The organism is Bordetella sputigena (assembly GCF_965137885.1).
GTDB classification, from domain to species: Bacteria; Pseudomonadota; Gammaproteobacteria; order Burkholderiales; family Burkholderiaceae_B; genus Bordetella_C; species Bordetella_C sputigena.
This window is the reverse complement of sequence record NZ_CBCSCA010000008.1, coordinates 208,235-234,702: the sequence shown is the minus strand read 5'-3', so window position 1 is coordinate 234,702 and position 26,468 is coordinate 208,235. Positions and strand designations below refer to the sequence as shown.

24 protein-coding genes are annotated in these 26,468 nt (G+C 67.4%); 12 read left to right on the top strand and 12 right to left on the bottom strand.

Annotated elements, in window-relative coordinates; genetic code table 11:
• Positions 1 to 372: 372 nt before the first annotated feature.
• Positions 373 to 1,317 carry an ABC transporter substrate-binding protein gene (locus tag ACNA0R_RS17225; RefSeq protein ID WP_415827263.1) on the bottom strand — a complete coding sequence of 315 codons (945 nt, stop codon included), beginning with the start codon at positions 1,315 to 1,317 and terminating at the stop codon, positions 373 to 375.
• A gap of 12 nt (positions 1,318 to 1,329) precedes the next feature.
• A complete protein-coding gene (locus tag ACNA0R_RS17220; protein ID WP_415827262.1) occupies positions 1,330 to 2,478 on the bottom strand; it encodes an alpha/beta hydrolase family protein in 1,149 nt (382 codons plus the stop codon).
• A gap of 169 nt (positions 2,479 to 2,647) precedes the next feature.
• Here ACNA0R_RS17220 and ACNA0R_RS17215 point away from each other — a divergent pair, with 169 nt between their 5' ends.
• On the top strand, positions 2,648 to 3,682 hold the full coding sequence (locus tag ACNA0R_RS17215; RefSeq protein WP_415827261.1) for a CorA family divalent cation transporter: 1,035 nt from the start codon (positions 2,648 to 2,650) through the stop codon (positions 3,680 to 3,682).
• 47 nt (positions 3,683 to 3,729) lie between these two features.
• Here the strand turns inward: ACNA0R_RS17215 and ppk2 are convergent, their stop codons facing one another.
• On the bottom strand, positions 3,730 to 4,659 hold the full coding sequence (ppk2, locus tag ACNA0R_RS17210; protein WP_415827260.1) for a polyphosphate kinase 2: 930 nt from the start codon (positions 4,657 to 4,659) through the stop codon (positions 3,730 to 3,732).
• Between the two features lie 125 nt (positions 4,660 to 4,784).
• On the opposite strand from ppk2, the gene ACNA0R_RS17205 reads away from it, so the two are divergent.
• The 8 genes from ACNA0R_RS17205 (at position 4,785) to ACNA0R_RS17170 (ending at position 14,826) form a co-directional block, all read left to right on the top strand.
• Positions 4,785 to 5,675, top strand: coding sequence for a LysR family transcriptional regulator (locus tag ACNA0R_RS17205; protein ID WP_415827259.1), 891 nt, complete (start codon positions 4,785 to 4,787; stop codon positions 5,673 to 5,675).
• A 124-nt stretch (positions 5,676 to 5,799) separates the two neighbouring features.
• Positions 5,800 to 7,014 (top strand): enolase C-terminal domain-like protein, encoded by a 1,215-nt coding sequence (locus ACNA0R_RS17200; RefSeq protein WP_415827258.1) that lies wholly within the window; start codon positions 5,800 to 5,802, stop codon positions 7,012 to 7,014.
• Between the two features lie 40 nt (positions 7,015 to 7,054).
• Entirely contained in the window at positions 7,055 to 8,170 is a 1,116-nt protein-coding gene (locus ACNA0R_RS17195) for a maleylacetate reductase (RefSeq protein ID WP_415827257.1), read from the top strand.
• An 85-nt stretch (positions 8,171 to 8,255) separates the two neighbouring features.
• Positions 8,256 to 9,281, top strand: coding sequence for a TRAP transporter substrate-binding protein (locus ACNA0R_RS17190; protein ID WP_415827256.1), 1,026 nt, complete (start codon positions 8,256 to 8,258; stop codon positions 9,279 to 9,281).
• Entirely contained in the window at positions 9,278 to 11,239 is a 1,962-nt protein-coding gene (locus ACNA0R_RS17185) for a TRAP transporter large permease (RefSeq protein WP_415827255.1), read from the top strand. The genes ACNA0R_RS17190 and ACNA0R_RS17185 overlap by 4 nt, the downstream gene beginning before the upstream one ends.
• A gap of 24 nt (positions 11,240 to 11,263) precedes the next feature.
• Positions 11,264 to 12,238: a 2-hydroxyacid dehydrogenase gene (locus ACNA0R_RS17180; protein WP_415827254.1), complete on the top strand. Its 975-nt coding sequence runs from the start codon at positions 11,264 to 11,266 to the stop codon at positions 12,236 to 12,238.
• A gap of 129 nt (positions 12,239 to 12,367) precedes the next feature.
• The gene (locus ACNA0R_RS17175; RefSeq protein WP_415827253.1) at positions 12,368 to 13,387 is read left to right on the top strand and encodes a hypothetical protein; all 1,020 of its coding nucleotides are present in this window, start codon (positions 12,368 to 12,370) and stop codon (positions 13,385 to 13,387) included.
• Positions 13,387 to 14,826: an MBOAT family O-acyltransferase gene (locus ACNA0R_RS17170; protein ID WP_415827252.1), complete on the top strand. Its 1,440-nt coding sequence runs from the start codon at positions 13,387 to 13,389 to the stop codon at positions 14,824 to 14,826. Before ACNA0R_RS17175 ends, ACNA0R_RS17170 begins: the two co-directional genes overlap by 1 nt.
• A gap of 16 nt (positions 14,827 to 14,842) precedes the next feature.
• Here ACNA0R_RS17170 and ACNA0R_RS17165 read toward each other — a convergent pair whose 3' ends face one another.
• From ACNA0R_RS17165 to ACNA0R_RS17150, 4 genes are all read right to left on the bottom strand, one after another.
• Positions 14,843 to 15,694, bottom strand: coding sequence for an anti-sigma factor family protein (locus tag ACNA0R_RS17165; protein WP_415827251.1), 852 nt, complete (start codon positions 15,692 to 15,694; stop codon positions 14,843 to 14,845).
• Entirely contained in the window at positions 15,691 to 16,251 is a 561-nt protein-coding gene (locus tag ACNA0R_RS17160) for an RNA polymerase sigma factor (protein WP_415827329.1), read from the bottom strand. The genes ACNA0R_RS17165 and ACNA0R_RS17160 overlap by 4 nt, the downstream gene beginning before the upstream one ends.
• Before the next feature lie 73 nt (positions 16,252 to 16,324).
• Complete coding sequence (locus tag ACNA0R_RS17155) at positions 16,325 to 17,797, bottom strand: YncE family protein (RefSeq protein WP_415827250.1); 1,473 nt, start codon at positions 17,795 to 17,797, stop codon at positions 16,325 to 16,327.
• Positions 17,794 to 18,273 carry a DUF305 domain-containing protein gene (locus ACNA0R_RS17150; RefSeq protein ID WP_415827249.1) on the bottom strand — a complete coding sequence of 160 codons (480 nt, stop codon included), beginning with the start codon at positions 18,271 to 18,273 and terminating at the stop codon, positions 17,794 to 17,796. The genes ACNA0R_RS17155 and ACNA0R_RS17150 overlap by 4 nt, the downstream gene beginning before the upstream one ends.
• Before the next feature lie 275 nt (positions 18,274 to 18,548).
• Between ACNA0R_RS17150 and ACNA0R_RS17145 the strand changes: the two genes are divergently transcribed.
• A complete protein-coding gene (locus tag ACNA0R_RS17145; RefSeq protein WP_415827248.1) occupies positions 18,549 to 19,499 on the top strand; it encodes a motility protein A in 951 nt (316 codons plus the stop codon).
• Positions 19,496 to 20,374, top strand: a complete 879-nt coding sequence (locus ACNA0R_RS17140) for an OmpA/MotB family protein (RefSeq protein WP_415827247.1) — start codon at positions 19,496 to 19,498, stop codon at positions 20,372 to 20,374. The genes ACNA0R_RS17145 and ACNA0R_RS17140 overlap by 4 nt, the downstream gene beginning before the upstream one ends.
• 4 nt (positions 20,375 to 20,378) lie before the next feature.
• Here the strand turns inward: ACNA0R_RS17140 and ACNA0R_RS17135 are convergent, their stop codons facing one another.
• Positions 20,379 to 21,074 (bottom strand): MBL fold metallo-hydrolase, encoded by a 696-nt coding sequence (locus ACNA0R_RS17135; RefSeq protein ID WP_415827246.1) that lies wholly within the window; start codon positions 21,072 to 21,074, stop codon positions 20,379 to 20,381.
• 224 nt (positions 21,075 to 21,298) lie between these two features.
• On the opposite strand from ACNA0R_RS17135, the gene ACNA0R_RS17130 reads away from it, so the two are divergent.
• Complete coding sequence (locus tag ACNA0R_RS17130) at positions 21,299 to 22,150, top strand: alpha/beta fold hydrolase (protein WP_415827245.1); 852 nt, start codon at positions 21,299 to 21,301, stop codon at positions 22,148 to 22,150.
• A gap of 9 nt (positions 22,151 to 22,159) precedes the next feature.
• On the opposite strand, the gene ACNA0R_RS17125 is transcribed toward ACNA0R_RS17130, so the two are convergent.
• The 4 genes from ACNA0R_RS17125 to ACNA0R_RS17110 form a co-directional block, all read right to left on the bottom strand.
• Positions 22,160 to 23,077 carry a hypothetical protein gene (locus ACNA0R_RS17125; protein WP_415827244.1) on the bottom strand — a complete coding sequence of 306 codons (918 nt, stop codon included), beginning with the start codon at positions 23,075 to 23,077 and terminating at the stop codon, positions 22,160 to 22,162.
• Between the two features lie 81 nt (positions 23,078 to 23,158).
• Complete coding sequence (locus tag ACNA0R_RS17120) at positions 23,159 to 24,250, bottom strand: Bug family tripartite tricarboxylate transporter substrate binding protein (protein WP_415827243.1); 1,092 nt, start codon at positions 24,248 to 24,250, stop codon at positions 23,159 to 23,161.
• 112 nt (positions 24,251 to 24,362) lie between these two features.
• The gene (locus tag ACNA0R_RS17115) at positions 24,363 to 25,175 is read right to left on the bottom strand and encodes a citryl-CoA lyase (protein WP_415827242.1); all 813 of its coding nucleotides are present in this window, start codon (positions 25,173 to 25,175) and stop codon (positions 24,363 to 24,365) included.
• Positions 25,172 to 26,338: a CaiB/BaiF CoA transferase family protein gene (locus ACNA0R_RS17110; RefSeq protein WP_415827241.1), complete on the bottom strand. Its 1,167-nt coding sequence runs from the start codon at positions 26,336 to 26,338 to the stop codon at positions 25,172 to 25,174. Before ACNA0R_RS17110 ends, ACNA0R_RS17115 begins: the two co-directional genes overlap by 4 nt.
• Positions 26,339 to 26,468 lie beyond the last annotated feature (130 nt).

The window sequence follows — 26,468 nt, the reverse complement described above, 5'->3', positions numbered from 1 at the left end:
GGGTGGACGCCTGCCGGGGCTTGGTGATCGAAGCGCCGATGCCCGGACGGCGGGTCTGGCGATGGCGAGCTGAACGACGATGGCGTGCCAGGCCGGCGCCGATTACACAGCGCGCCCCGCGCGAGGACAATTGCGACTTCGCTCAGTGCCGGCGCGCATGTTCGGGCAGCACCGTGCTTTGAGCCACATCCATGCCGCGGCGCAGCACGCCGCGATCGTGGCCGGCATCATGCTTTTCTCGTGAAGAAGTAGCCGACCGACCTGGGCGTGGCGCTCGCATGGGCCTCGCGGTGCGCCGGCCGATGCCGTCGCCTGCTTGCGTGGATGCGGGGGATTGCGCTTGATGCACGAGTGGGGGCGCGGCAGGGCCCATCATCGGCCGGCGTCGCGGGCGACGCTGGCGTCCATCATGCGCGCCAGCGCCTGTCGCGTGCGCGGCGCGCGTTGCTGCACAGCGGCGGCCCACGGTTCCATGTCGGTCAGCACCGTCATCAGGGACTCCGTATCCAGCCGGGCGGGAAAACGGAATTGCGGCCATGTCTTCTCAATGACGGGCACCGGTGCATTGACGGCCTTGGACAGGGCCGGCCAGTACTTGCGCGGATGGGTGCCCAGTTCCCGGGAAACCTCGGCGATCGTTTGCACCGATCGAACCAGGGCCGCGCGGCGCCTCGGATCGTTCAGCACCGCGGTCGTGGTGTTCAGGTTGAAACGCTCGAAGTAGGCGTGCGGCGGCTTGCGCGGATCGGTCATGACGATGGCGTCCTTGCCCAATTCGTCGATGGCGTTCTGGGGATGCGGCTCCCACATCGCCATCGCGTCCGCCCGGCCCTGGGCCAGGGCCGGCGGCATGGCCTCGGGCTCCAGCTTGACGGGCGTGACGTCGGCCAGCGTCAACCCGGCCGATTCCAGCATGACCCGCAGGAAGTATTCCGACGAGGTCGCCGGCGTGTAGGCAACCCGTTTGCCGCGCAGGTCCGCGATGCCGCGCAGGCCGGCGCTGCGGCGGCCCACCATGCGGTAGTGGCATTCGGCCAGCGTCAGGATGATGCGCAACTGCGGCTGCAGCACCGCGCTGAGCGTCGCCTGGGTTTCGCTGCCCGTGGCGGCATCGACCTGGCCGCCGACCAGCTGAGCCGACGCCGCGCGGCCGTTCGGCATGCGCACCACGCGCAGGCCGGGTGGATTGCCGATCAACAGCGGGCCGCTTTCGATGGTGGTCTGGTTTACCGCCACCGGCATCGGTCCATCGTCCGCGCGCGCCACGGACAACAAGGGAGCCGTGGCGAGTAAACCCAGTAAATGGCGTCTATGCATCGTTGTCTCCGGCTAGGACTTCTTTTCGACGTTGCGCTCTATCCAATCCAGCAGCCAGTCGGCGACCTGCAGGCTATTGCGGTCCTGCATCAGCATGTGGGAATTGCCGTGGAAGCCGACCTGCGGCAGCTCCACCAGCCGCGCCTTGCCTCCGGCCTTCGCCACGGCGTCGATGAACTCGCGGCATTTCCGCAGGCGCGGCGCCCAGCGTGGCGCGATCTCGACGTTGTCGCCGTACACCACCAGGATCGGCAGTTTGGTATAGGGCGCGAGATCGCCCGTGGGCGCCGGACACACCGTTGGTTCTATCGCGACGATACCGGCGATCCCGTCCGTGCCGAGCGCCGCCGCCTGGAAGGGATACACGCCTCCCTGGGAGTGGCTCATCAGGATCGTGCGGCGCAGTTGCCGCGCCAGGCGGGACAGGTTCGGTACGGTGGGGTTGGGCGTGGGCAGCGCCGCGAACCAGTCGGGCACCAGTTGCTTCCAGAGTTCGGCCTGGGCTTCCAGGGGAAATGCCAGGTTGGGATAAGGCTTGGGATATTCGGGACCGAAGCGGAAGACCGTCCAGGCTTCCTCATGTCCCGCGGCGAACAGGGCGGGCAGGGTGTCGGGAGCTGTCTTCCCCATCTTCACGCTGTTGATGGCGGAAGGGTCGAAGGCGGAGCGGCCGCGCGACACCTGGTCGATGGTGTACGTCGCGTACCCTTTACGGACGAAGTATTCCTGCCATCCCATGCGGCCGTCGGGTGTGGTTTCCCAGGTCTTGCCCGTCAGGCAACAGCCGTGGATCAGCGTGATGGAGGTGCGCCTGGCGCGCGGCGGGATCTGATAGCTGACATACATCTGGTCGACGGTAATGGTGCCGTCGGCGCCGCGGCCCGGGGCCGTCGACAAGGTGTCCGAGTGCACCTCGCGGCCGCCGACGAAGAAGCTGCCCTGGGCCTGTATGGTCAGCGGCTTGGCCGTGGACCGCGCCGCGGGCACAGGCTGCGGGGATAGGGGCGCCTTGGCCGGCTGCGCGGGCTGGCCGGATTGCGTGGGTTGCGTGGGTTGCGTAGGTTGTGCGACGGCCGCCGCGGCCATCACCACCATCGCCGATGCCATGGCGATGCCCGCCACCCTCCCGCGCGTGGCGGGCATGCGTTGCGTACCGGACATATCGTTTGTCTCCCTTGTTTTTTATTGTCGGGCCACGGCCGCCGCCGTCCCGTCGAAAGACTACAGATGGCGGCTGACAACGCCCTTATCGGCGGGCCCCGTCATATCGACGTCACAATGCACCGGTATTGATGGCGCCTGTTCCAGCCCCGCCTACCGCCGCACCCACATGGATACCACCGTCCGCCCGGATCCGCTAGCCAGCCGCAACAGGCTGTTGAGACTGTCGGCGGGGCCCGGGGGACTCATTTGCGCCTTCCGCTTCGGTGGCGGGCAGCCGGTCCGCCTGAACTGGGCCGACATCCAGGACGCCGCCGCGCTCGCGCCGGGCGAATTCACCTGGATCCACCTGAAGATCGCCGACAGCCGCATCCATGACTGGCTGGACCATGCGCGGGATATCCCGGAGGCCGCCCGCCGCTTCCTGGCCGGACGAGACAGCCGGCCCCGGCTGCACGTCACCGACAACGGCGTCTACGGCCTGCTGGTCGACTTGAAGATGGAGTCGGAAGCGCAGGACGATGAAAAAGGCATTCTGCATTTCTTCATGGACGGCACCCGGCTGATCACCGTGCGTACCCGTGCGCTGCGCTCCACCGATAAACTGCGGCGCCTGATCGAGGAGGGCGCCGGCTACGACTGCACGCTGAGCCTGCTGGCGGGCTTGCTGCAGTGCATGCACGAAGGCTTCGTGGAGAACCTGGAGGCCTTGACCGACGAGGTCGACGACATCGAGGCCTCCGTCCTCTCGGACCGGCGCGAGGCCGACCGCAGCGCGCTCAGCGCCGTGCGCCGCCAACTGGCGGAATTCCGCCGCCACATCAATCCGGAACGGAACATACTCGGCCGCCTGTGTACGCTGGGCCACGAATGGGCCGACAGCGATGCGCGCGACCACCTGGCCCAGGTCATCGACGGACTGCACGGCCTGGCCGGGGCCATCGATGCCCTGTACGAACGTGCCAAGCTGCTGCAGGAGGAAATCGCCTCGCAGATGGCGGAAGAAATGAACCGCAACCTGATGGTGCTGTCCATCCTGACCGCCTTGCTGATGCCGGGTACGCTGCTGTCGGGCATCTTCGGCATGAACATGGCCGACGTGCCGGGCTTGCAGACGCCCGGCGCGTTCTGGTGGGTCCTGAGCCTGATGGGCGCGCTGGGCGCCGGCATGCTGCTGCTTCTGAAAAAGCTGAAGCTCTTCTGAGGCGTCCAGCGCCTGCCCGAAGGCGTCGACGCCGCCCCGCGCCGGCCTCAATACCGTTCGGGGACCATCATTTCGGCCGGGACCGGGTGGCGGACGTAATCGGCGTGGCGTTCGCGCGGGGGCAGCACGATGCCGGGACGTTCGATGTCGTGGTATCGCATCTGCGTAAGCAGGTGGGTGATGCAGTTCAGGCGCGCGCGCTTCTTGTCCACCGCCTGTACCACCCACCACGGCGCTTCCGGGATGTGCGTGCGTTCCAGCATGGTTTCCTTGGCGCGCGTATAGGCTTCCCAGCGACGCCGCGATTCCAGGTCCATGGGGCTGAGCTTCCACTGTTTCAGCGGATCGTTGATGCGCCCCAGGAATCGCAGGTGCTGTTCTTCGTCGGTGATGGAGAACCAGTACTTGATCAGCTGGATGCCGGAGCGGACCAGCATTTTTTCGAACTCCGGCACGTCCCTGAAGAACGCTTCGTACTGTTCGTCATTGCAGAAGCCCATGACGTGCTCGACGCCCGCGCGGTTGTACCAGCTGCGATCGAACAGTACGACTTCGCCGGCGGCGGGCAAATGCGACACGTAGCGCTGGAAATACCACTGCGTGCGCTCGCGATCGTTGGGCGCGGGCAGGGCGGCCACGCGGCAGACGCGGGGATTCAGGCGTTGCGTGATGCGCTTGATCACGCCGCCCTTGCCGGCGGCATCGCGGCCTTCGAAGATGATCACCACCTTATGGCCGGTGGCCACCACCCAGTTCTGCAGCTTGACCAGCTCCCCCTGCAGGCGGAACAGTTCGCGAAAGTAGGTGCGCCGCCAGGCTTTTTCTTCATCGGTGGGCATGTGCGCCGCTTCGCCCTGCAGCTCCTCGAAGGTGCGGTCCTCCAGTTCCAGCTCAAGCTCTTCGTCGTAGTGGTCGGCCAGATCGCGGTGGATCCGGCGCACCAGTTCATTGTCAAGGTTGTCCAGCTTCGCGTCCAAGTGCGGCTCCCGGTTCAATGCAGGGGATGCTATGACGCATGAATGACAATGAAGTTACCGGGCGGAGCGGCCCCTTGCTATCATCGCCGCCGGACGTATGGCCGCAATCTCCACCGGAGCCGATCATGGACCGCCGCCGCCTCGAGTGCTTTCTGGCCCTGGCCGAGGAACTGCATTTCCATCGCGCGGCGGTGCGTTGCCATATGACCCAGCCGGCGCTGAGCCAGCAGTTGCGGGCGCTGGAGGATCAGTTGCAGGTGCAATTGGTATATCGCAGCAAACGGCACGTATCGCTGACGCGCGCCGGCGAAGTCTTTCTGGACGAAGTCCGCAAGATCCTGCGCACCATGGACCGGGCGGTCGACGTGGCGCGCCGCACCGAAAAAGGCGAGATCGGCCAGCTGACCGTCGGCGTAACGGCGCCCGCGCTCTACATCGTATTCCCCGAGATCGTGCGCGAGTTCAATCGCCGCCTGCCGGAGGTCGGCATGGTGGTCCACGACATGACCACGGCGGAACAGGAGCAGGCCCTGCGCAACCGCGCGATCCAGTTGGGCGTGGTGCATCCGCCGCTGGAAGACGCGGCCCTGTCCTGCCAGACCATCGCCACCACCGCATTCAATATCGTGCTGTCGGACCGCAATCCCCTGGCCAGGCGCAGGCGGCTGGCCTTGCGCGATCTGGCCAACGAGCAGTTCATCATCTTTCCGCGCACGATAGGCCCGCAGCTGTATGACCACATCATCAGCCTGTGCCGGGCGGAGGGCTTCAGCCCCAAGGTCATCCTGGAGACGACGCCGGCGCAGTCCATCATCGCCATGGCGGCGGCGGATTTCGGTATCGGCTTCATCGCGTCGGAATACCAGATGCTGGCGCGGCCCGGCGTGGTGTTCCGCAAGCTGACGGGCGTCACGCCCTATCTGTCGCTCGGCGTGGCCTACGATGCGGCGGATGTGTCGCCGGCGATGAAGGTGTTCCTCGACATCGCGCAGCGGGTCGGCGCGCAGGTGCGCTAGAGACGCCGCCGCGGGTTCAGTGATAAGCAAAACTACTCAATAGAGTCAAAAAAAGAATTGGAGCTTTTCTAGCCACGCTCCTATTGTCTGCTGCACTACATCCATAAAAGCAGGAGACAAAGCGATGACGCCTGTGCAGGCCGCCGCGCCCGGGACCGGGCCGTCCATCAAAATCGTCAGCGTGCGCACCATCGTGGTCAACGCCGAGATGCGCAACTGGATTTTCGTCAAGGTGCAGACCGACCAGGACGGCCTGTACGGCTGGGGCGAGGCCAGCCTGAACTGGAAAACCCGCGCCGTCACCGGCGCCGTCGAGGACCTGGAGCCCTTGCTGGTCGGGCGCGATCCGCGCGACATCGAACAGTGCGTGCGCGCCATGCACAAGCACAGTTACTACAAGCTGGGCATCATCGGCGTAACGGCCATCAGCGGCATCGAGCACGCGCTGTGGGACATCTACGCCAAGAGCCTGGACGTGCCGGTGTGGCGCCTGCTCGGCGGCCAGGTGCGCGACAAGGTGCGCCTGTACACGCATCTGGGCCTGGGCGATATGAAGTCGGTCTATGAGACCTTCGACCACGGCAGACTGCGGGAAAGCGCGCTGCGGGTGGTGGAGAAGGGCTATGACGCGCTGAAGGTGGTCTTCATTCCATACGGCAACCATGTGTCCTCCATCGCCGCTCGCAAGCACGTCGGGCGCCTCATGGAGACCGTGCGCGACGCCGTGGGCGAGTCGGTGGACATCATGGTCGACTTCCATGGCCGTCCCGGCTCGATCGCCGCATCGCTGGGATTCATCGAGGCGCTGGCGCCATACCAGCCCATGTTCTGCGAGGAGCCCGTGCAGCCGGGCGATACCGCGGCGCTGCGCGAAATCGCCCTGCGCGCGCCTTGCCCGATCGCTTCCGGCGAACGCCTGGTGGGCCTGAACGAGTTCATGCCGATACTGACCGGCAAGGCCGTGCACGTCGCGCAACCCGACCTGAACCACACGGGCGGCCTGCTGGAGGGCAAGCGCATCGCCGCCGTCGCCGAAGCCGAGTTGATCGGCATCGCGCCGCACAATCCCAATGGGCCCATCGCGGGCGTGGCGGCGCTGCACTACGACGTCTCCACGCCCAATTTCCTGATCCAGGAAGAAATGAGCGGCGCCGTGCCCTGGTACGACGACGTGGTGCAAACGCCGCTGCGGCGCGTGGGTACGCACTGGGAGGTGCCGCTGGGCCCCGGCCTGGGCGTGGAAATCAACGAGACGGAAGCCGCCAGGCATCCCTTCAAGCAGGAAGTCATGCACGCGACCGGCGCGGTGCTGGACGATGGCACCATCGTCGAGTGGTAGGCCGGCCGGTTCGAATCACAACGATGGAATGGACGAGCGCATGAAATTCTCAACTCCCGGCGGCGTGTACAACGCCACACCCGCGCGCGTCGTATTCGCGCGAGGCGCCATCGACGGTATTGCGGAAGAGGTGGACCGGCTGGGCGCGCGCCGCGCGCTGATCGTCACCACGCCCGGCCGCGCCGCGCTGGGCGACCGCGTGGCTTCCCTGTTGGGCGATCGCTGTGCCGGCCTCTGGCCGGAAGCGGTATCGCAGGTTCCCATCGAGTTGGCACGCGTGGGCCGGCAAGCCGCGCGCGACGCCGGCGCCGATTGCATCGTCAGCGCGGGCGGCGGCGCGGCGATCGGCCTGGGCAAGGGGATATCGCTGGAGCTGGGGCTGCCCATCGTCGCCATCCCCACGACGTATTCAGGTTCGGAGGTGACCGGCTTCTGCGGGATCACCATCGACGGCGTCAAGCGCATGCACACCAGTCTGAACATGCTGGCGTCCACGGTGGTCTACGACCCGGAATTGACGCTCGGCCTGCCGGCGGACATCAGCGCGGCCAGCGCCATGAACGCGCTGGCGCATTGCGTGGATGCCATTTACGTGCCCACGGTCGATCCGGTAACGGCGCTCGCGGCTGTCGAGGGGGCGCGCGTCATCGCGCGAGCCGCGCCGCGCGTCATTGCGCGGCCGGGCGATATCGAGGCTCGTTCCGAGTTGCTGTACGGCGCCTATCTGGGCGGCGTGGCGCTGACCGGCGGCTTCGCGCTGCAGCATGGGCTGGCGCACGTGCTGGGCGGCAGCTTCAACATTGCCCATGGGCTGTCGCATACGCTGGTGCTGCCGTATGTGGCGCACTACAACAGCGCGTACGCGCCGGAGCCGCTAGGCCGGCTGGGCGCGGCTATCGGCGCGGCCGGCTCAGGCGCGGCCGGCCCAGGCGCGGCCGGCCCTGACGAGACCGGCATAGGCGCAGCCATCCACGACCTGGCCACCGCGCTGGACATCCGCATGGGCTTGACCGGCACCGGCCTGGACCGCGCCGCGCTGCACGATGCGGCCCGCATCACTATCGAGACCGACGACGGCCAGAACCCGGGGCCGGTCACGGAAGACGTGGTCCGGCGCATCCTGGAGGCCGCCTGGGAAGGCGAGCGCCCGGTGTGACAGGGGGCCGGCGAGCCTGACGCCCCGCGCCGCCTCGCGGCCCGGGACCCACCTATAAAACCGATATGGCCGCTGTACAGGAGACATGACGATGATAAGCCGCAGACAGTTGATCAAGGCCGCCGGCGCCGCGGCGATTGCCGCCACCGGGATGGGCGCCGGCTTGCCCGCCGCCCGCGCCGCCGCCGAGTATTCCTGGAAGTTCGGCCACGGTTTTCCACCCAGCCATCCCATACACAAGCACGCGGTCGAGGCCGCGGCCTGGATCAGGCAACAGAGCAAGGGCCAGGTGGACATCGGCGTGTTCCCCAACAGCCAGCTCGGCGGCGACAACGACCTGTTGTCGCAGGTCTATTCGGGCGGCATCGAAATCTTCACCACCGGCGGCATCATCATGTCGACCCTGGTGCCGCACGCCGCCATCAGCGGCGTGGGCTTCATTTTCCAGGACTATGCATCGGTATGGGCCGCCATGGACGGCAGGCTCGGCGCCTTCGTGCGCGACGCTTTCGCCGAGAAAGGGCTGCACGCCGTCGACCGCATCTGGGACAACGGCTTTCGCGAGATCACCACCAGCAACCGGCCCGTCAACACCCCCAGGGACCTGGCCAACCTGAAGCTGCGCGTGCCTGTCAGCCCGATGTATATCTCGCTGTTCAAGGCCTTGGGCGCCGCGCCCACCAGCATCAACCTGGCGGAGGTCTATACCGCCTTGCAGACCGGCGTGGTGGAAGGCCAGGAGAACCCGCTGGTGGTCACCGACACGGCGAAGTTCTACGAAGTGCAGAAATTCTGCTCCCTGACCAACCACATCTGGGACGGCTCGTGGATCGTCATCAACGGCGACGCCTGGGATGGCCTGCCCGCCGACCTGCAGGCCATCGTCAGCCGCGGTTTCAATGACCTGGCGCCGCGCCAGCGCGCCGACATCGCGCAACTGAACGAGTCGCTGGGCGCGGGCCTGGCGCAGCGCGGCCTGGCGGTGAATCGCGCGGATCCCGCGCCGTTTCGGGAGGCGCTGCGCAAGGCCGGGTTCTACAGTGACTGGCAGTCCAAGTTCGGCGCGCAGGCCTGGTCCGTACTGGAAGGCGCGGTCGGGAAACTGTCATGAGCACGGCGCCCTGGAGTCCGCGAGCCAAGGCGGAACTGGTCGCGCGGCTGCGCGCGCGCGTGGATGTGGACGGCGAGCGGGAAGACAAGCGGCACGTTGAGCGGGACAAGAAGAGCCCGGCCGCGGTCGGCCTCCGCGCACTGGCGCTGGCCGACGCCACGTGGCGCTGGACGGTCGAATACCCCGCCGCCTGCCTGGTCGTGGCGGAAGTCGTCATCCTGTTCACCGGCATCGTCGCGCGCTACGCCTTGCACATGCCTATCACCTGGACCGACGAGGCATCGTCCATCCTGTTCCTGTGGCTGTCCGCGCTCGGCGCCGCCGTCGCGCTGCGGCGCGGCGAGCACATGCGCATGACGGCGCTGGTATCCAAATGCGGCCCGGGCACGCGCGCCTATCTGGAGGCCGTGGCCGCCGGCGCGGCGCTGCTGTTCCTGGCGCTGATCATGCTGCCCGCCATCCGTTTCGCCGGCAAACAGGCGGCCTTCGTTACGCCGGCGCTGGAGATCTCCGGCAGCTGGCGCGCCGCCGCGCTGCCGGCGGCGGCGGCCCTGATGCTGGTCGCCAGCGTCTTGCGGCTGGCCCGGGCCGCCGACCGCCGCATCGTCCTGGCCGCGCTTTGCACGGTGGCTTTGCTCGCGCTGGCGTTCTGGGCCGGACAACCCCTGTTCGCCGGCCTGGGCAAGCTCAACCTGCTGGTGTTCTTCCTTGGCGTGGTGGTATTGACCGTATTCGCCGGCGTACCGATCGCCTTCGGTTTCGGGCTGGCCACCTTCGGGTATCTGGCGCTGGCCACGCGGGTCCCGCTGGCCACCATGGTGGGACGCATGGACGAAGGGATGTCGCACCTGGTGCTGCTGGCCGTTCCCTTGTTCATCTTTCTCGGGCTGCTGATCGAAATGACCGGCATGGCGCGCCGCATGGTGGCCTTCCTGGCCAACCTGATCGGCCATAAGCGCGGCGGCCTGGCCTACGTGTTGATCGGCGCGATGTACCTGGTGTCGGGCATATCCGGCGCCAAGGCCGCGGACATGGCGGCGGTGGCGCCGGCGCTGTTTCCCGAAATGAAGAAGCGCGGCGCCAGGGAAGGGGACCTGGTCGCCTTGCTGGCCGCCACGGCGGCGCAGACCGAAACCATACCGCCCAGCATCGTGCTGATCACCATAGGCTCCGTGACCGGGGTTTCCATCGCCGCGCTGTTCACCGGCGGCCTGCTGCCCGGCGCCTTGCTGGCGGTGGCCTTGTGCGCGGTGGTGTGGCGGCGTTATCGCAGCGAGGATCTGGCCGGCGCGGCATGGCCTGGCGCGGCCGTCATAGGGCAGTCGCTGCTGGCCGCGGTGCCGGCGCTGGTGCTGCCTTTCCTGATCCGCTTCGCCGTGGTCGACGGCGTGGCGACGGCCACCGAGGTCTCCACCATCGGGATCGTGTACGCGCTGCTAATCGCCTTGCTGGTGCAGCGCGGCTGCGATTGGTCGCGGCTGCTTCCCATCCTGGTGGAGACCGCCGCCCTGTCCGGCGCCATCCTGCTGATCATCGGCACGGCCACCGCCATGGCCTGGTGCCTGACGCGTTCCGGTTTTTCCACCGACCTGGCGGCATTGATGTCGGGCCTGCCCGGCGGCAAGTTCGGCTTCCTGGCCGTGTCCATCGTCTTGTTCGTCGTCCTGGGCAGTGTGCTGGAGGGCGTGCCCGCCATCGTGCTGTTCGGTCCCCTGCTGTTTCCCATCGCCCAGCAGGTCGGGGTGCATGAGGTGCACTACGCCATGGTCGTCATCCTGGCCATGGGCATCGGCCTGTTCGCGCCGCCGTTCGGCGTGGGCTATTACGTGGCGTCGGCGATCGGCCGCGCATCGCCGGACGAAGGCATGCGGCCCATCGCGGGCTATATGCTGGCCTTGTTCATCGGCGTACTGGTGATCGCGGCGGTCCCATGGATATCCACGGGTTTCCTGCAATAGCGCGGCCGGTCGGGGAGATCCAAGGTGAAGATATTCCTGGTCGGAGAAGCCGCCGCTCACGCCGGCAAGCTCGCCGCGCGCCTGGCTTGCGGCGCCGACATCATGCCCTTGCCGCGCGAGGCCGCCCACGCGGCGGACCATGACCACCTGATCGGCGCCGGCGATGTCGTGGTGTCGCTGCGTTTCCGCCGGCCGGGGGCCGCGCCGCCGTTCCGCCTGTTGCACGTGCCGGGCGCGGGCCTGGACGCCATCGACATGGGCAGCGTCCCGGCCGGCGCGACGGTCTGCAATGTGTACGAACACGAAATCCCCATCGCCGAGTACGTCAGCCTGGCGATGCTGGAATGGCAGATACGCCTGCGCGAGCTGGCGTCGCGCTTCGACGCGCGGTCCTGGTCGGACCTGTACCGGAACCGGCCGCCGCACGCGGAACTGTATGGCAAGACGCTGCTGCTGATAGGCCTGGGCCGCATCGGCGGGGCCATCGCCACGCGAGCACGCGCCTTCGGCATGCGCGTGCTGGCCGTCGATGCGCATGCCCGGCCGCCGGCCGGCCTGGTGGACGGTCTGTTCGCGCCCGCGCAATTGGACGCGGCCTTGCCGCTGGCCGGATTCGTCGTGATCAGCTGCCCGCTGACGGAGGATACCCGCGGCCTGTTCAATGCGCGCACGCTGGCGCGCATGCGCCGCGATGCCGTGCTGATCAACATCTCGCGCGCCGAAATCGCCCGTGAGGAAGACCTGTACGCGGCATTGCGCGACGGGATCATCGCCGGCGCGTTCCTGGATGTCTGGTACCGCTATCCCAAGGCCGCCGACGACCAGGTGCCGCCGTCGTCGCTGCCTTTCCTCGATCTTCCCAATGTCGTCGCCACGCCGCATGCCTCGGCATGGACGGTCGATCTGCCGTGGCGCAGGTATGCCTTCATCGCGGCGAACATCGATCGCCTGGCGAGCGGCCAGCCTTTGGCGAACGTCGTCCGCGCGCCGCTGGAATAGCCGGCCCGCCCGCGGCGCCCGCTCGCCCGGGCGAACTCCTTCCTAGGAATGACCCCTCCGAAAGGGTTATGGAAAGGATGAGTACCGGCGTGCCAGGATGCAGGCAATTCCAGAGGAAGCACGTTCATCATGCAAGAAGAAAACGTGGAATCCCTGCGCACCCTGAGCACGCACGTCGACGCGCCCTCGGCCAGCCAGCGCGCCCAGGCGCCTGCCCGGTCGGTGGCGCGGTTCCTTTTTATTGCCGCGGCGGTATGGGCGGTGCTGGACTGGTGCTATCTGGCCTTCCCATTGATCCGGCCCGGCGCCGACGTGGTCATGGAAGCCAAGTTCCAGTCCCTGGTGAAGGCGCGCCTGTTCTCGTCGGAGGATAGCTCGCGCGTCCTGGTGTTCGGCAACAGCAAGACCCTGGCCGGATTCCGCCCGGAAGAATTCGATGCCGCCTTCAAGCCCGGCGTGCGCTCGTACAACCTCGGGCTGCCCGGCGACGCGCGCATCCTGCCTATCCTGAAGGCCGCACTGGCCGCCGGCAATGTTCCGACCCATATCCTCCTGACCATCCCGTGGGACGGCAAGCCCAGGCCCACGGTGCTGGACGCCCTGCGCGACGACGAGACCATCCTGTACGCGCTGGTCCCGTTCCGCGACCTGCCGCGCGACCTGGCGGCCTTCGTCGCCACCAGCCACTTCGAATTCCGCCAGCGCTACGAAGACAGCCGGCACGAGCGCGACAGGATGCTGGCGCAGCGCGGGTGGTACTTCATCAAGGGCCAGAGCTTCTTCCCCAGCGGCGAGCTGCCTGACGACTACGCCATCGCCACGGACCATCCCGCCGAATTCATCCCGCGCGACCTTCCGCCAAGCTCCTTCGTGCTCGATGAAATCGACCGGCTGGCGCGCGAGTACGGATTCAAGGTCGTACTGGTGCCGGGCAATATGCGGCGCCATGCGCAGGCGGCCGCGCCCGCGCGCGACGCCACGCGCAACCTGGCCATCGCCGGCCATCCCGATATGCGTGTCGTCGGGCCGGATTACTGGATCTATCCGCCCAGGGACTATTCCGACGCCGTGCACTTGAATCCGATAGGCGCGACCGCCTACACGCGGGATCTGGCGCGCTTGCTCGCCGACACCGGGATCCTGAACTGATGCTATTCAATTCCTTCGAGTTCCTCGGCTTCTTCCTGGTCTTCCTGGCCGTGTTTTTCGCGGTCCCGGCAAAGCGGCAGCCCCTGGTGCTGCTGGTGGCCAGCTACCTGTTCTACATGGGTTGGCGGCCGTCCTTCGCCATCCTGCTCGCCTTTACGACCATCATCGACTACACCACCGCGCTGGCGATGGAGGAAGCCCGCGGCCCGCGCGGGCGGCGCCTGGCGATGATCATCGCGCTAAGTATCAACCTGGGCATCCTGGCGACCGTCAAGTACCTGGACTTCGTGATCGCCAATGTGGTCGGCATCAGCGGGTTCTTCGGCATCGAAATCCCCGCCTATGCGCTGGGCCTGATCCTGCCTGTCGGGATTTCGTTCTATACCTTCCAGTCGGTGGGGTACACGCTGGACGTCTACAACCGCCGGCTTCCAGCGGAACGCAACTTCCTGACTTACGCGCAGTACGTCTCTTTCTTTCCGCAACTGGTGGCCGGACCGATCGAACGCGGCGGGCACATGCTGCCGCAGTTCCGCCGCCGCCACGTTTTTCGCTACGACAACCTGGTCAGCGGCGGCTGGCTGATCGGCTATGGGCTCTTCAAGAAGATGTGCATCGCCGATGCCATCTCGCCTTTTGTCGCCGGCGTCTATGCGGACCCGGGCGCGTATGCGGGCGGATACCACGCGTTGGCGGCCGTGCTGTTCGCGGTGCAGATCTACTGCGACTTCTCGGGCTACTCGGATATCGCGCGGGGCGCCGCGCGCATCATGGACTATGAACTGATGATCAACTTCAGGCAGCCGTACTTCTCGGCCAGCCTGACGGAGTTCTGGCGGCGCTGGCACATCTCGCTGTCGTCCTGGTTCCGCGACTACCTGTACATGCCGCTGGGCGGCAGCCGCGGCAAGGAAAGCACGGCGGTGCGCAACATCATCATCGTCTTTGTCGTCAGCGGCATCTGGCACGGCGCGGCCTGGACCTTCGTCGCCTGGGGGGCGCTGCATGGGCTGGGCCTGGTGCTGGAGCGCTGGTTCCGGGGCACCGCGGCGGGAGAGCGCCTGACCGCCGCGTGGCCCGGCCTGGCGACCGCGGCGGGGCGGACCTGGACGCTGATGCTGGTGCTGGCCGGCTGGATATTCTTCCGCGCGGCTACGCTGCCGAATGCCGTCGAGGTCTTTCGCCACCTGGGGGCGCCTGGAACGATGTCCTATGGCGTATTCAATATGCTGGGTTTATCGGCCTTCCAGAGCGCCGTCCTGGCCGCGTCGATCGCATTGTTGTTCGTCGTGGACTTCCATCTGGTCTATCGCCCGGACCGTCTCAAGCGCCTGGCCGCGATCGCGCCGTTGAATACGGTCGCCGGCGTGGCGCTGGGCTATTACGTGCTCCTGTTCGGCGTATTCGGCAGGACCGAATTCATCTACTTCCAGTTCTGAGGCGTCGCCCGGACCGTCAGCCGCGCTTGGGCAGGGTGTCGACCTGCCGCCGCACTTCGTCGGCAATGGGATGCACGTCCGGCGCGGACGCGGGCGCCATCAGGCTGTAGCCCAGCCCCTGGTCGGACCAGGCATAACCCGATACATCGCCCTGCCTGTGCGCCGACATCGGCGTATCGCGTTCGACCGTCATCGGCCTGACCATCATGGCGATGCGCGTGCCCCGGGCGTCGTCATACATGAACAGGCCGGCGGGGCCGTGTTCGGTGGCAATGAGACGGCCCCCCATGAAGCGATAGCCGGCGGCGTTCAGGTCGGGCAGGGCGATACGGCGTTCCAGCCGTTGCGAAATCCACGCCACCAATTGCGCGCTGTCGGCGGCCGGCATTTCGACCGGACGGTTGGGATCGGAGGCGTAGACCTGGTAGCTGGCGGCGGCTTCGCGCGCCAGGGCGGCGATGCCGCCGGCGGACGCTACCGGTCCGGGCGCCACGACCCCGCCGGGCGCGACGGCGGTCGCCACGATCTCCGGCGCTTCCGTGGTGCCGCGCAGGCTCCAGCCGCCCACGCCGCCCAATCCCAGGGCCAGCAGCATGGACGCGGCGATGCGCCATGGGATCCGGCGCCGCTGCCGGTGCGCTTCCACCATGCGGGCCAGGTCCAGCTCCGGCGGGATCGGTTCTTCCATGACCGGCGCCAGTGCTTCGCGCAGCTGGCCGCGCAGCCCGGCATGCTCGCGCACGCGCCGCGCGGCCTCGGGATGGCTGGCCAGGTAGGCTTCGACCTGGGCGCGTCGCGCGCCTTGCAATACGCCGTCGACATAGGCGTGCAGGTCCTCTTCGCGGATGGGTGAGTCGGCCCTGTTCATTTCACGCTCCGCAACAAGGGGCGAGCCGGGCGGCCGCGCCCGGCATCGCGATTGTCCGCGCCATTGCGCGAGCCGACGTCGACGGCGTCGCGCATGATGCGCAGCAGCTTCTCCCGGGCCCGCGCCAATCGCGATGTGACGGTGCCGGTGGGGATATCCAATACCTTGGCCGCTTCTTCATAAGACATGTCTTCCACCGACACCAGCAGCAGCACGCTGCGTTGCTCGTCCGGCAATTGGTCCAGCGCGCGCAGCACGTCGTTGTAATGCAGCGCGTCCTCCTGCGCGGGGCGCACGGCCAGCGCCGCATCGTCCACGCCGTCCAGCGGCACATCGCCCGCCCGCGGGCGGGCGCGCCGCAGATGATCCATCGCCATGTTGTGAAGAATGGCGAATACCCATCTGCGGGTGTCGCCGTCTTCGCGCCGCTGGTGCCAGCGGGCAATGACGCGCTCCAGGCAGTCCTGCACCACGTCGTCGGCCACCGACCGGTCATGCAGCAGCGCTCTGGCATAGCGGCGCAGCGAAGGGATCAGCGGCTCGACGAGCCGCATCATATCGTCCAACTCGGAATCCTCGTGGGCTGGCGTTCAATGGCGCCGCGACGATGGCGCCATTGTCCGGTTTACTTCAAAGGGCCTGCACCTGTACCGGCGCGCCTGCCTTGCCGTCGACCTGGGGCGCGATCACCAGGTAGCGTTGGCTGTCCTTCGCCGCCGCATCCGCCTGCACGACCTGGCGGATGGGACCGATGGCGTTGACGATAGCCGATCCCGCGGGATTGGTGGTGAAGGCCGCCAGGGACTGCAAGGCACCGCTGCCATCGGCATGTTCGGCCAGCGCCAGCACATAGGGATGCTTGGGTTCCAGCCCGGTCGCGGACGCCTGCAGCACCTGCAGCAGCCCCTGATCGAATAGCGTCACGGAGGTGGGCGGCATGTCGCTGGTCCGCGGTTTGCCGTCCTGGACCGCATGCAGGGCCAGGTGCGCGGCCTGGCCGGCCACGCCCAGCGGCTGCAGGTTCCGCATACCGTCACCCTCGGGCACCGCGTCCGGCACGTAGGCGATTGCCTGTGGGGCCTGGCCGATGGGCACATTGCCGACCACCGTGTTGGTCGCCGTATCGATGGCGGCCAGGGCATCGCCGTTCTCCAGGCCGACATAGACGCGCTTGCCGTCGCCGGATGGCCAGACGCCATGCGGCAGCTTGCCCACCGGTATCGTCGCCACCTGGCTGAAGTCGTCGGTGCGGAACACCTTGACCTGGTTCAGGCCGCCGACGGTCACGTAGGCGAAGCTGCCGGCCTGGTTGCGCACGAAGTTCACGTGGTTCGTGATAGGGCCGGTGTCCATGGTTTTCAGCAGCTTGAAAGGCGGCCGCGCGTCGAAGACCTGCACCTTGCCGACGTCCTTGAGCGTGAACCACACCTGCCTGCCGTCCGCGGTGGCGGCGATGTTGGGGCAGAAAGGGCTGGCCTGCGGGACCTTGCCGACGATCTTGTGATCGGACACCCGCACCACCACGGTTTCGGGATTGAAGGAGGAGCACACGTAGCCGTACTTGCCGTCCGGGGAGAAGATCTGCATGCCCGGTCCGGCGGCCGTGATGATGCGGGTCTTCTCCTGGTAGGTCCTGGCATCGATCACCGACACATAGTTCTCGCCGCGTACGGTCACCCATACTTCCTTGCCGTCGGGCGTATAGAAGGCCTCGTGCGGCGAACGGCCCACGTAGGTGGTGTGCTTGACGCTGTTGGTCGCCGTATCGATGAAGGTCACCGAGTTGGATCCTATGGACACCACGGCGAGCGTGCGGTGATCGGGCGAATACCCCATGCCATGCACCAGCACCTGGCCGCGATACAGCGGGCTGAAGTTGCCGGGCGCGGGATCGCCCAGCCGGATCACGCCCAGCAGCCGGTTGTCCACCGGATCGGTCACGGACACGGTATTGGAGAACTGCTCCGCGGCGTAGACGCGGTCGCGGTGACTGGCCGGCACGTCGGCGGCGGAGGCGGCGCCGGGCGCCTGGCCGGCGTGCGAGGACGCCGCGGCGCAGAGCAGGGCGGCGCTCAGGATATTCAGGACGGCTGTGCGTTTCATTGCTCGGGTACTCCTGAGGACATCATGTGAGGGTGATGGGACATGGACATCGGCGTCGTCGTCGATGACGGCGCGCCGGCGGGAAGGTCCGGTTGGGTGGGCGCGGGTGTGGATGGCGGCAGCGGCTGACCGAGCGCCAGGCGCATCGCGGCGATCTCCTGCTGCTGGTCGACGATGATTTCCTGGGCGATCCGCCGCAGCTGTTCGTTGCGGCCGTAGCGCAGCTCGGCCTGGGCCATCTCGATGGCGCCCTGGTGGTGCGGGATCATCATGGCAACGAAATCCTGGTCGACGTCGCCGCTGGGTTTCGCCTCCATGCCGGCCATCATGCGGTCCATGGCGGCGTTGTTTTCGGCCAGGAAGGCGGCTTCATCGCCGCCGGCCGTCCCGGCGGCCCAGGCGGCGCCTCCCAGCGCCAGGCTTGCCGCCAGGGCCAGGACCGCCCCGCGGCGGATGCGGGCAAAGCGTAGGGTCATCGCGTCCTCGTATCGAAAGAGTGGTCGATACCGGGGTAGACGCGCGCCGGCGCGGAATCCTTCCACCTCCGGAAAGTTTTTTTGTGCCAGGTGCAAGGACCGCCCCCGGGGTGCAGGCCGGCTCCGGGGGGTGATCGGCCGGTTTCGGGGGGTTTTAGGCCTTTTTTGCGGCCGTTGACTGCCGGGCCGGCTTACTAGAATTGAACCGTCCCGCCCGCGTGCGCGGGACCCGGCCGGCCGGATGGCCCGGGCCGGCCGCCTCCATGGGCCCCATAATGAATGCTTCAACCCTGATCGGCATCGCCGTCGCCGTCGCGACCCTGGCGGCCGCGATATTCTCGTCGTCGCCCGACGCGATCGCCTTCGTCAACCTGCCCGGCCTGGGCATCGTCCTGGGCGGCACGGCCGCCGCGCTGTTCATCGGCTATCCCATGACGGAGGTGCGCCGGATCGTCCCGCTGCTGCGCCTGGTATTCCGCAATGAGAAGCTCGATACCCAACGCGACATCGACGAACTGGTCGCCCTGGCGCACAGCTGGGCCAGCTCCAACGTACACAACGTCGAGCGCGAGCTGCAGAAGGTCACCAATCCCTTCCTGCGCACCGGCGTGCAACTGATCATCGACAACACGCCGGAAGAGCAGATCATCGAATTGCTGCAATGGCGCATCGCCCGCATGCGCGCGCGTGAACAGGCCGAAGCCCAGATGTTCCGCACGATGGCCAGTTTCGCCCCCGCCTTCGGCATGCTGGCCACGCTGATCGGCCTGGTCAACCTGATGACGGTGCTCGGCTCGCAGGGCATGGACGTCATCGGCAAACAGATGGGCATCGCCCTGATCGCGACCTTCTACGGCATCCTGCTGGCCAACCTGATCTGCAAGCCCATCGCCATCAAGCTGGAGCGCCGCACCGAACAGCGGCTGGTCCTGATGAACATGATTCTGCAGGGCATCTCGATGATGTGCGAGCGGCGTGGCCCCGCGGTGGTCCGCGAAACGCTCAACTCCTTCATGCAGAACCTGGAGGACGAGATCCGCGAACAACCGCCCAGTAAGAAAAGCCAGTCGAAGGCCGCGGCCGCCACCGCTGGCGCCGGCGCACGCGCCGCGCAACGCCCGGCGGCCCCGCGCACCGCGCCGACCATGGCCGGCGCTACCGTGGCGAGCCCGCCCGTGATGGACGCCGCCTCCCTGCGCAACCGGGCGACGTCGCAGCGGCCATGACTTCCAATCCGTCCCGCGCGTCGTGGATAGACATCGCCATACGGCGCAAGGCCGAAGAAGAGGAGCGCCAGCGCCGCGAGCGTAGCAAGACCGTGCGGCGCAGCCGCTACGAACGCTGGCACGTGCCGGAAACCCTGGACAGGGAGCCCGACAATTGGCTGATGACCTATCTGGACCTCATCACGCTGCTGCTGGCGTTGTTCGTGGTGATGCTGGCCTTGACCCGCATCGGCCCCGGCCCTGGCGCCAAGCCGCCGCAGGTGGCTGCCGGCGTCAGCCTGGCCAAACTGCCGCCCGGTCCCGTCGAGCCGTGGGCGGCGGACCTGCCGCGGATTCCGGAGGAATGGTCGCGCTTGCCGGACCCGCCGCCGGAACCGACGGCGACCGCGCCCACCGACCCCTTGGAAGCGCCGGCGCCGCCCGTCAAGATGCCGACCGCCGCCGAACTGGGCCTGGCCGACCTGGGCAAGTCGGTGGACGTGCGGATCAACCGCCAGACCGTCAGCTTCCGCATCAGCAACGAGCTGCTGTTCACCTCGGGGCAGGCGACGCTCAGCAAGGAAGGCGGTCCCTTGATCAAGAAGCTGGCCGACGTGATCAACCGCAGCAAGTATCCGGTATCGGTGGAAGGACACAGCGACAACGTGCCTATCCTGACGCGGCAGTTCGCGTCGAATTGGGATCTGTCGACCAGTCGCGCCACGTCGGTGCTGCGCGAACTCGTGCATGATGGCGTCGATCCGCGGCGCCTGCGCGCGGTGGGTTATGCCGACACCAAACCGCTGGAGAGCAACGACAGCCAGGCGGGCAGGGCGGCCAACCGGCGGGTCGAACTGATCATGCGGATCATGCCGGACAAGAACGCGACGGATTGACGCGTCAGGCGCGCCCGCAGGCAAGATTGGCGGGCACCGCGATATCCATCAGCTGGGGGCGGGGCAGGTTCAAGCCGTTCATGATGGCGACGTATTCCGCTTCGGTCTTGCCGGCCAGCCGCGGGTTGTAGTGCTTTTCCTCGCCTATCGTCGACGCGGTGCAGCCGCGGTAATCGTGCGCGGGATAGACGATGGTGTCGTCGGGCAGGCGGAACAGCTTGTTGACGATGGAATCCCAGGAACGGCGCGGGTCGCCGCCCTGGAAATCGGTGCGGCCGGTGCCGCGTATCAGCAGTACGTCGCCGGTAAAGACCGCCATCGGCCGCGCCGGATTCAGCACGAAGCTGAACGACTCCTCGGTATGGCCGGGGGTGAAGATGCCTTGCAGCTCGATGTCGCCGACGCGCAGGATTTCGCCATCCACGACACGCCGCGCGACGCAGTCCGCCTTGGTGTATTCGCCCATCACGGTGACGCAACCCGTCGCATCGGATAGGTCCGCCAGGGCGGTGATGTGGTCGGCATGCGTGTGGGTATCGATGGCATGCACCAGGCGCACGTCCAGCTGCCGCAGCAGCGTCGCGTAGGCGGCGCAGTGTTCCTTGACCGGATCGATGATCAGCGCCTCGCCGCCCGCGGCCGTGGCGATCAGATAGGTGTAGGTGGAGGATGCGGCGTCGATGAATTGGCGCAGGATCATGGCGGACTCCGGGATCGCGGATCAGTTGGCTAATTTCTTATAGAAATAAGCAAATTTCCATAAATTATAAGCACCGTGCCCGGGTGGGCGTCAATGGCCGCGGCCGGCCGCGGCTCGCGGCGGCGGGCGCGCGCGGCGTTTCCGGCAGGGCCATGATGACGCCGCACACCGGGAAACAAGGAAATTCAGACACGGTATGCTTGGCTCCCTACGGAGTTTTCCCTATGACCGAATCCCATATCACCGCATCCGCCGCCCTGGCCGGCACGGCCATGCAAGGACCGCGCAGGGTTGAAACGGGCGACGCGAGTTTCGCCATCGTGGAAGGCGGCGCGGCCACCGGACCGTGCGTGCTGTTCAGCCATTCCATCATGACCACGCACGCCATGTGGCGGCCGCAGTTCGATATGTTGTGCCGCGCCGGCTACCGCGTGATCGCCTACGATGCCCGCGGCCATGGCGCCAGCACAGTGTCGCCCGCGCCGTACACCGTGCGCCAGCTGGGTGACGACGTGATCGGGCTGCTGGACGCCATGAATATCCAGGCGGTTCACTTCGTCGGCCTGTCGCTGGGCGGCATCGTCGCGTTCGATCTGGCCGCGCGGCATCCCCGGCGCCTGGCCAGCGCGGTCATCTGCGACGCGCGCGCCGATGCGCCGGAGTCGTTCGCGCGTCCTTGGGACGAACGGATCGCGCTGGCGCGGGCGGAAGGCATGCAGGCGCTGGCGTCGCCGACCGTTGCGCGCTGGTTCGGCGCCGCGGCGCGCGAAACCGAAGAGGCGCGCGCGGTGCATCGGCTGATTTGCGATACGCCGGTGGAAGGCTTCGCCGGTACCGCCATGGCGCTGAAGCGCTTCGATTTCCTCGCCGGCCTGGCTGGCATACGGCTACCGGTCACCCTGGTCTGCGGCGATAACGACGGCGTGCTGCCGGAGGAAATGTCCAGCCTGGCGAAGCGTATCCCCGGCGCCGTGCTGGAAATGATCGCGGATGCCGGACATCTGCCGAATATCGAGAATGCCGCCGCCTTCAATGCGGCCCTGGCGCGTCACTTCGCCCGCGTGGCGGCGCGCTGACGCCTCGCTTTACAGTACGGCGTCCCGCGTGCGTCCGCCGCGCGTGGCGGCATAGGTCGACGAGAAGGCGCCGATCAGCATGGAAATAAAGGCCCACAGCGCGAATCCGACCGCGGCCTTGCGGGCCTGGTCGGCGGCCTCGCGCGCCTTCCGGGCGGCTTCGTCGGCCGCCTGTTTGGCGCGGTTCATGGCGTCGTCGATGCGCTTTTCGGCGGTGGGCTGGTCGACGCCGGTCTGCGTAGAGATGACGCGCGCCACATAGGTTTTGTCTTCCGGCGTGATGGATCCGCGCGCGATGCTCACCGCCACGATGCGGCCGACTTCCGCCTTCGCGGCGTCGCCCTGCGTCGCATCGGGGCGATCGGAACGGAACAGGGTATCGACGAAGTACTGCGCCGATTGGCCCTGCATACCGCCCGCGCCGCCGCCATTGCCCGACGCCGATGCGGCCGCCGATACCGCGGCCGCCCCGACGCCCGAAACCGCGCTGGCGCCGACCTTGGCGGCGCCGCTTACCGCCGACGATACGCCCGAGCCCAGCAGGAAGGCGCTGACCACCGCCGCCACGGCCCACACCAGGAAGCCATGCGCGGTATCGCGGAAAAAGACCTCATCGGAATGGACATCCACCCATTTGGTGCGCATGCGGCCGGCGATATAGCCGCCCAGGCCGGCGGAAATGATCTGGATGATGACCAGCCAAATGATGACGCCGATACCGAGCGTGCGCGCCGAAGCGCCTTCATCGCCCCACGGGGACATCGACGCGAAGCCGAAGCCCGCCCCTGCCAGCAGCAGCATCAGATAGGTCGCGGCGGCGACGAAGGCGCCCGCCAGGACCGCGCCCCAGGAGACCGCCGACCCAAAAGACTCGCGCTTGCCCAGCGATGCCGGCATAGCGCCGGTATGCAGATTGGTGCCTTCCATGGATGACCTCGCTCACGACGTTGAAAAACCCGCCGTGATGCGCAATCCGCATTCCTGTGGGCGTGGATGAGCTTGCGGAGGTCAATCCACCTGCGCGCCGGACTGCTTGACCAGCTTCGACCATTTGGCCAGTTCCTCGCGTCCGAAGGCATCCAGCCCCGAGGCCGGGACGTTGCCTTTTTCGACGCCCTGGCCCTGCAGTTTGGCGGCGACGGCCGGGTCGGCCAGGACGCCGTCGGTCGCCTCGCGCAGTTTCTGCAGCACCGCCGGGGGCGTGGCGGCCGGGGCATAGACCATAAACCATGCCACCAGATTGAAATCGCTGCCGGTCTGCTCGGCGATCGTGGGCACGTCCGGCGCGGCCGCGCTGCGTTGCGCGCCCGAGGTGCCCAGCGCCCGCAGCTTGCCGGCCTTGATCTGCGGCAGCACCGCGATGGGGTGGTAGAACATGAACTGCACCTGGCCCGACATGACGTCGGTCAGGGCCTGGCTGCCTTCCTTGTACGGCACGTGCACCATGGTGCCGCCCAGGCGTGATTTCAGCAGCTCGCCGGCCAGATGGCCCGAGGTCCCCGTACCCGCCGATGCGAAGCTGATGCCCGAGGGCTGCGCCGCGGCGGTGGCCAGGTCTTTCAGGGACTTGTATGGCGATGCCGCGCTGACCACCAGCAGCGTGGGCGTCGATCCCGGCATGGCGATGGGGGCGAAGTCGCGGATCGGGTCATAGCCCAGGCGGTGGTAGAGGGCCTTGTTGATGGCGTGCGTGCCTACCGTGCCCATCACCAGCGTGTAGCCATCGGCGGGAGCGCGGGCCACGAATTCGGTTCCGATGGAGCCGCCGGCGCCGGCGCGGTTTTCGACGATGACCGGCTGGCCCAGCGACTTGGCCATGGCGTCGCCGATGATGCGCGCCACGCTGTCGGTGGTGGTGCCGGCGCCGAAGGGAACGATCATCTTGATCGGGTGGTCCGGATAGTCCGCGGCCAGCGCTTGCGGCGGTGTGATCAGCGCCAGGGCGCCCATGGCCAGGCCCAGGGTCAGGGCCAGGGCCGAAAACGCGCGCCGGCCGGAATCCGCGGGCGTGCGACGACGCCATTGCGCGGCGCCGGACGTATTGGTGAGGGTGTCGCGGGCCGGCTGCGTGCCGCCGGCGGTAGGGGCCGATGTTTTCATCGTGCTTGTCTCCGTTTTTGTGATCGTGCCTGTTGTCGGACCGGCGCTGCGGAATCAGGGCGCGTGGTCCGCTCGCGGAGCCGGTCGCCGGCTCGCGCGGTGTACGTCGTGTTCAGTGTCCGGACTTGCCGAATCCGGCCGGTACCTCGCCCTCATACTGCAGCTCGCGCGTCGCCTGGTAGGACAAGGCGAAGCCCGCCGGCTGCTGGAATTCTTCGTTCAGATGCGCGATCAGGCCGGCGGCGCGCGCCAGCAGCGGTACGCCGCGCAGCGCCTGCAAAGGGAAGCCGACGCCCAGCAGCACCGCCGGAATGGCGGCGGAGACATTCAGCTTGAGCGCCTTGCCGATGACGCCCGGGATCTGGCGTTCGACGGCCTCGGCGATATCGACGTATTCCATGCCCGCGCCGCCCGCGCGCGCCACTTCGAACAGGCGGGCCACGCGCGGATCGCGTTCCTTGTGCAGCGGATGGCCATAGCCCGGGATCGCCTTGCCCTCGGCGGCGTAGCGCTTGAGGACGACTTGCGCGGCCGGGTCGATGTCCATGCCCTGGGCCGCCGCCGTCTCACGGATTTCCGCGAACAGCCGGCCGGCGGTTTCGGACGCGCCCAGGATGACCGACCCGCAGCCCAGCAGGCCAGCCGCCACGGCGCCTTGCAGGGCGTCGGGCGCGGCCGCCAGCGTCATGCGCGCGGCTTGCACACTGGGCACGAAGCCGTGCTCGGCGATGGCGACCAGCGTGGCGTTCAGCACGGTGGTCGCGGCGGCATCGGGACGCCGTCCCGTGACCAGCAGATGGAAGTAATCGGTGAACGATATCTGGCCGATCAGGTCCTTGCACAGGTCTTCGCCGCGCACGACGATGGTGTGTTCGTCGGACGTGCAGATGGCGGTACGAGGGATGGTGGCCTTGCCGATTTTCATGATGGGTCCTTATCGGAAGTCGTGGCCCGCGCCTGCGCAAGCTCGGCGCGGATCTGCGTATTGTGTTCGCCGAGCAGTGGCGGCGGCGTGACGGTCGTGGGGCGCTCGCCGTCGAAGCTGACGGGCGACCGCACGGTGCGCCACGGTCCCAGCTTGGGGTGCGTCGCTTCCACTTCCAGTTGCATGTGCAGCGCCTGCGGATCCCGCAGGGCTTCGGCCGTGTCGTACATCGGCGCGTGCGGCACGTCGTGTTCCGCCAGGCGGCGGCACCATTCCTCGCGCGTGCGGCCGGCGAAGACGCCGCCCAGGATGTCGATCAGCGCTTCCTGGTTGGCGATGCGGCCTTCGCGCGTGGCGAAGCGGGCATCGGCCAGGATGTCCGGCCGTTCCATGGCATCGGCCAGGCCGCGCCAGAATTTCTCCGGCGAGGACATGTGCAGCGCGACCTTCTTGCCGTCGGCGCAGGCCAGCGCATAGGACTGCGATACGCGCGGCCGGCTGTAGGGATCCATGATCTCGCCCTGGGCGAAGAAATGCGTGAAAGCGTCCAGGTTGAAGTGGCACATGGCCTCCAGCATCGACACCTCGACGACGCGGCCGACGCCGGTGCGCGCGCGTTCCACCAGCGCGCCCAGGATGCCGTAGGCGGCGTAGAAGCCTGTCAACGCATCGGCGATGGCGGGGCCCACCACGCGCGGATTGGCGGGATTGACCAGCAGGTTCAGAAAGCCGCTGGCGGCCTGGGCGACGGTGTCGTAGGCGGGGCGGCCGGCGGCCGGGCCGGTCTGGCCGAAGCCGCTGATGGCGCAGTACACCAGGCGGGGATTGAGCTCGCGCAGCCGTTCCGCGCCGGCGCCCATGCGCTCGGCCGCGCCGGGCCGGAAGTTCTGGATATAGACGTCGGCGCCGCGGATCAGGTCGTCGAACAGCGCGGCGTCCTCGGCATTCTTGACGTTCAGCTCGATGCTGCGCTTGTTGCGGTTGTAGGTCTGGTAATGCGGACTGTACAGGCCGCCCTTGAACGCGCGGAAAGGGTCGCCCGTTTCCGGCTGCTCGACCTTGATGACGTCGGCGCCCAGGTCGCCCAGCAGCATGCCGGCCGCCGGGCCGGTAATGAAGGTCCCTTGTTCGATGACGGTAATGCCGTCCAGTACCTTGGCCATGTGCTTCTTTGCCTCCATTCCTGACAGGTCGGCAGACTATCCGGCGCCGCTGAAAGATGGAAATGATTAATTTGAGGATTTATTATTGACGTCATCGATCATTGGGCGGAACACAAGACATAAACGGGCG

What these genes read in the sequence shown, in the direction of transcription:
- ACNA0R_RS17140 (WP_415827247.1), top strand. Translation starts at nt 19,496, where the DNA reads ATGACTTCCAATCCGTCCCGCGCGTCGTGGATAGACATCGCCATACGG.
- ACNA0R_RS17185 (WP_415827255.1), top strand. Translation starts at nt 9,278, where the DNA reads ATGAGCACGGCGCCCTGGAGTCCGCGAGCCAAGGCGGAACTGGTCGCG.
- ACNA0R_RS17195 (WP_415827257.1), top strand. Translation starts at nt 7,055, where the DNA reads ATGAAATTCTCAACTCCCGGCGGCGTGTACAACGCCACACCCGCGCGC.
- ACNA0R_RS17220 (WP_415827262.1), bottom strand. Translation starts at nt 2,478, where the DNA reads ATGTCCGGTACGCAACGCATGCCCGCCACGCGCGGGAGGGTGGCGGGC.
- ACNA0R_RS17215 (WP_415827261.1), top strand. Translation starts at nt 2,648, where the DNA reads ATGGATACCACCGTCCGCCCGGATCCGCTAGCCAGCCGCAACAGGCTG.
- ACNA0R_RS17155 (WP_415827250.1), bottom strand. Translation starts at nt 17,797, where the DNA reads ATGAAACGCACAGCCGTCCTGAATATCCTGAGCGCCGCCCTGCTCTGC.
- ACNA0R_RS17125 (WP_415827244.1), bottom strand. Translation starts at nt 23,077, where the DNA reads ATGGAAGGCACCAATCTGCATACCGGCGCTATGCCGGCATCGCTGGGC.
- ACNA0R_RS17170 (WP_415827252.1), top strand. Translation starts at nt 13,387, where the DNA reads ATGCTATTCAATTCCTTCGAGTTCCTCGGCTTCTTCCTGGTCTTCCTG.
- ACNA0R_RS17110 (WP_415827241.1), bottom strand. Translation starts at nt 26,338, where the DNA reads ATGGCCAAGGTACTGGACGGCATTACCGTCATCGAACAAGGGACCTTC.
- ACNA0R_RS17130 (WP_415827245.1), top strand. Translation starts at nt 21,299, where the DNA reads ATGACCGAATCCCATATCACCGCATCCGCCGCCCTGGCCGGCACGGCC.
- ACNA0R_RS17200 (WP_415827258.1), top strand. Translation starts at nt 5,800, where the DNA reads ATGACGCCTGTGCAGGCCGCCGCGCCCGGGACCGGGCCGTCCATCAAA.
- ACNA0R_RS17175 (WP_415827253.1), top strand. Translation starts at nt 12,368, where the DNA reads ATGCAAGAAGAAAACGTGGAATCCCTGCGCACCCTGAGCACGCACGTC.
- ACNA0R_RS17205 (WP_415827259.1), top strand. Translation starts at nt 4,785, where the DNA reads ATGGACCGCCGCCGCCTCGAGTGCTTTCTGGCCCTGGCCGAGGAACTG.
- ACNA0R_RS17160 (WP_415827329.1), bottom strand. Translation starts at nt 16,251, where the DNA reads ATGATGCGGCTCGTCGAGCCGCTGATCCCTTCGCTGCGCCGCTATGCC.
- ACNA0R_RS17120 (WP_415827243.1), bottom strand. Translation starts at nt 24,250, where the DNA reads ATGAAAACATCGGCCCCTACCGCCGGCGGCACGCAGCCGGCCCGCGAC.
- ACNA0R_RS17190 (WP_415827256.1), top strand. Translation starts at nt 8,256, where the DNA reads ATGACGATGATAAGCCGCAGACAGTTGATCAAGGCCGCCGGCGCCGCG.
- ACNA0R_RS17145 (WP_415827248.1), top strand. Translation starts at nt 18,549, where the DNA reads ATGAATGCTTCAACCCTGATCGGCATCGCCGTCGCCGTCGCGACCCTG.
- ACNA0R_RS17150 (WP_415827249.1), bottom strand. Translation starts at nt 18,273, where the DNA reads ATGACCCTACGCTTTGCCCGCATCCGCCGCGGGGCGGTCCTGGCCCTG.
- ACNA0R_RS17225 (WP_415827263.1), bottom strand. Translation starts at nt 1,317, where the DNA reads ATGCATAGACGCCATTTACTGGGTTTACTCGCCACGGCTCCCTTGTTG.
- ACNA0R_RS17165 (WP_415827251.1), bottom strand. Translation starts at nt 15,694, where the DNA reads ATGAACAGGGCCGACTCACCCATCCGCGAAGAGGACCTGCACGCCTAT.
- ACNA0R_RS17135 (WP_415827246.1), bottom strand. Translation starts at nt 21,074, where the DNA reads ATGATCCTGCGCCAATTCATCGACGCCGCATCCTCCACCTACACCTAT.
- ACNA0R_RS17115 (WP_415827242.1), bottom strand. Translation starts at nt 25,175, where the DNA reads ATGAAAATCGGCAAGGCCACCATCCCTCGTACCGCCATCTGCACGTCC.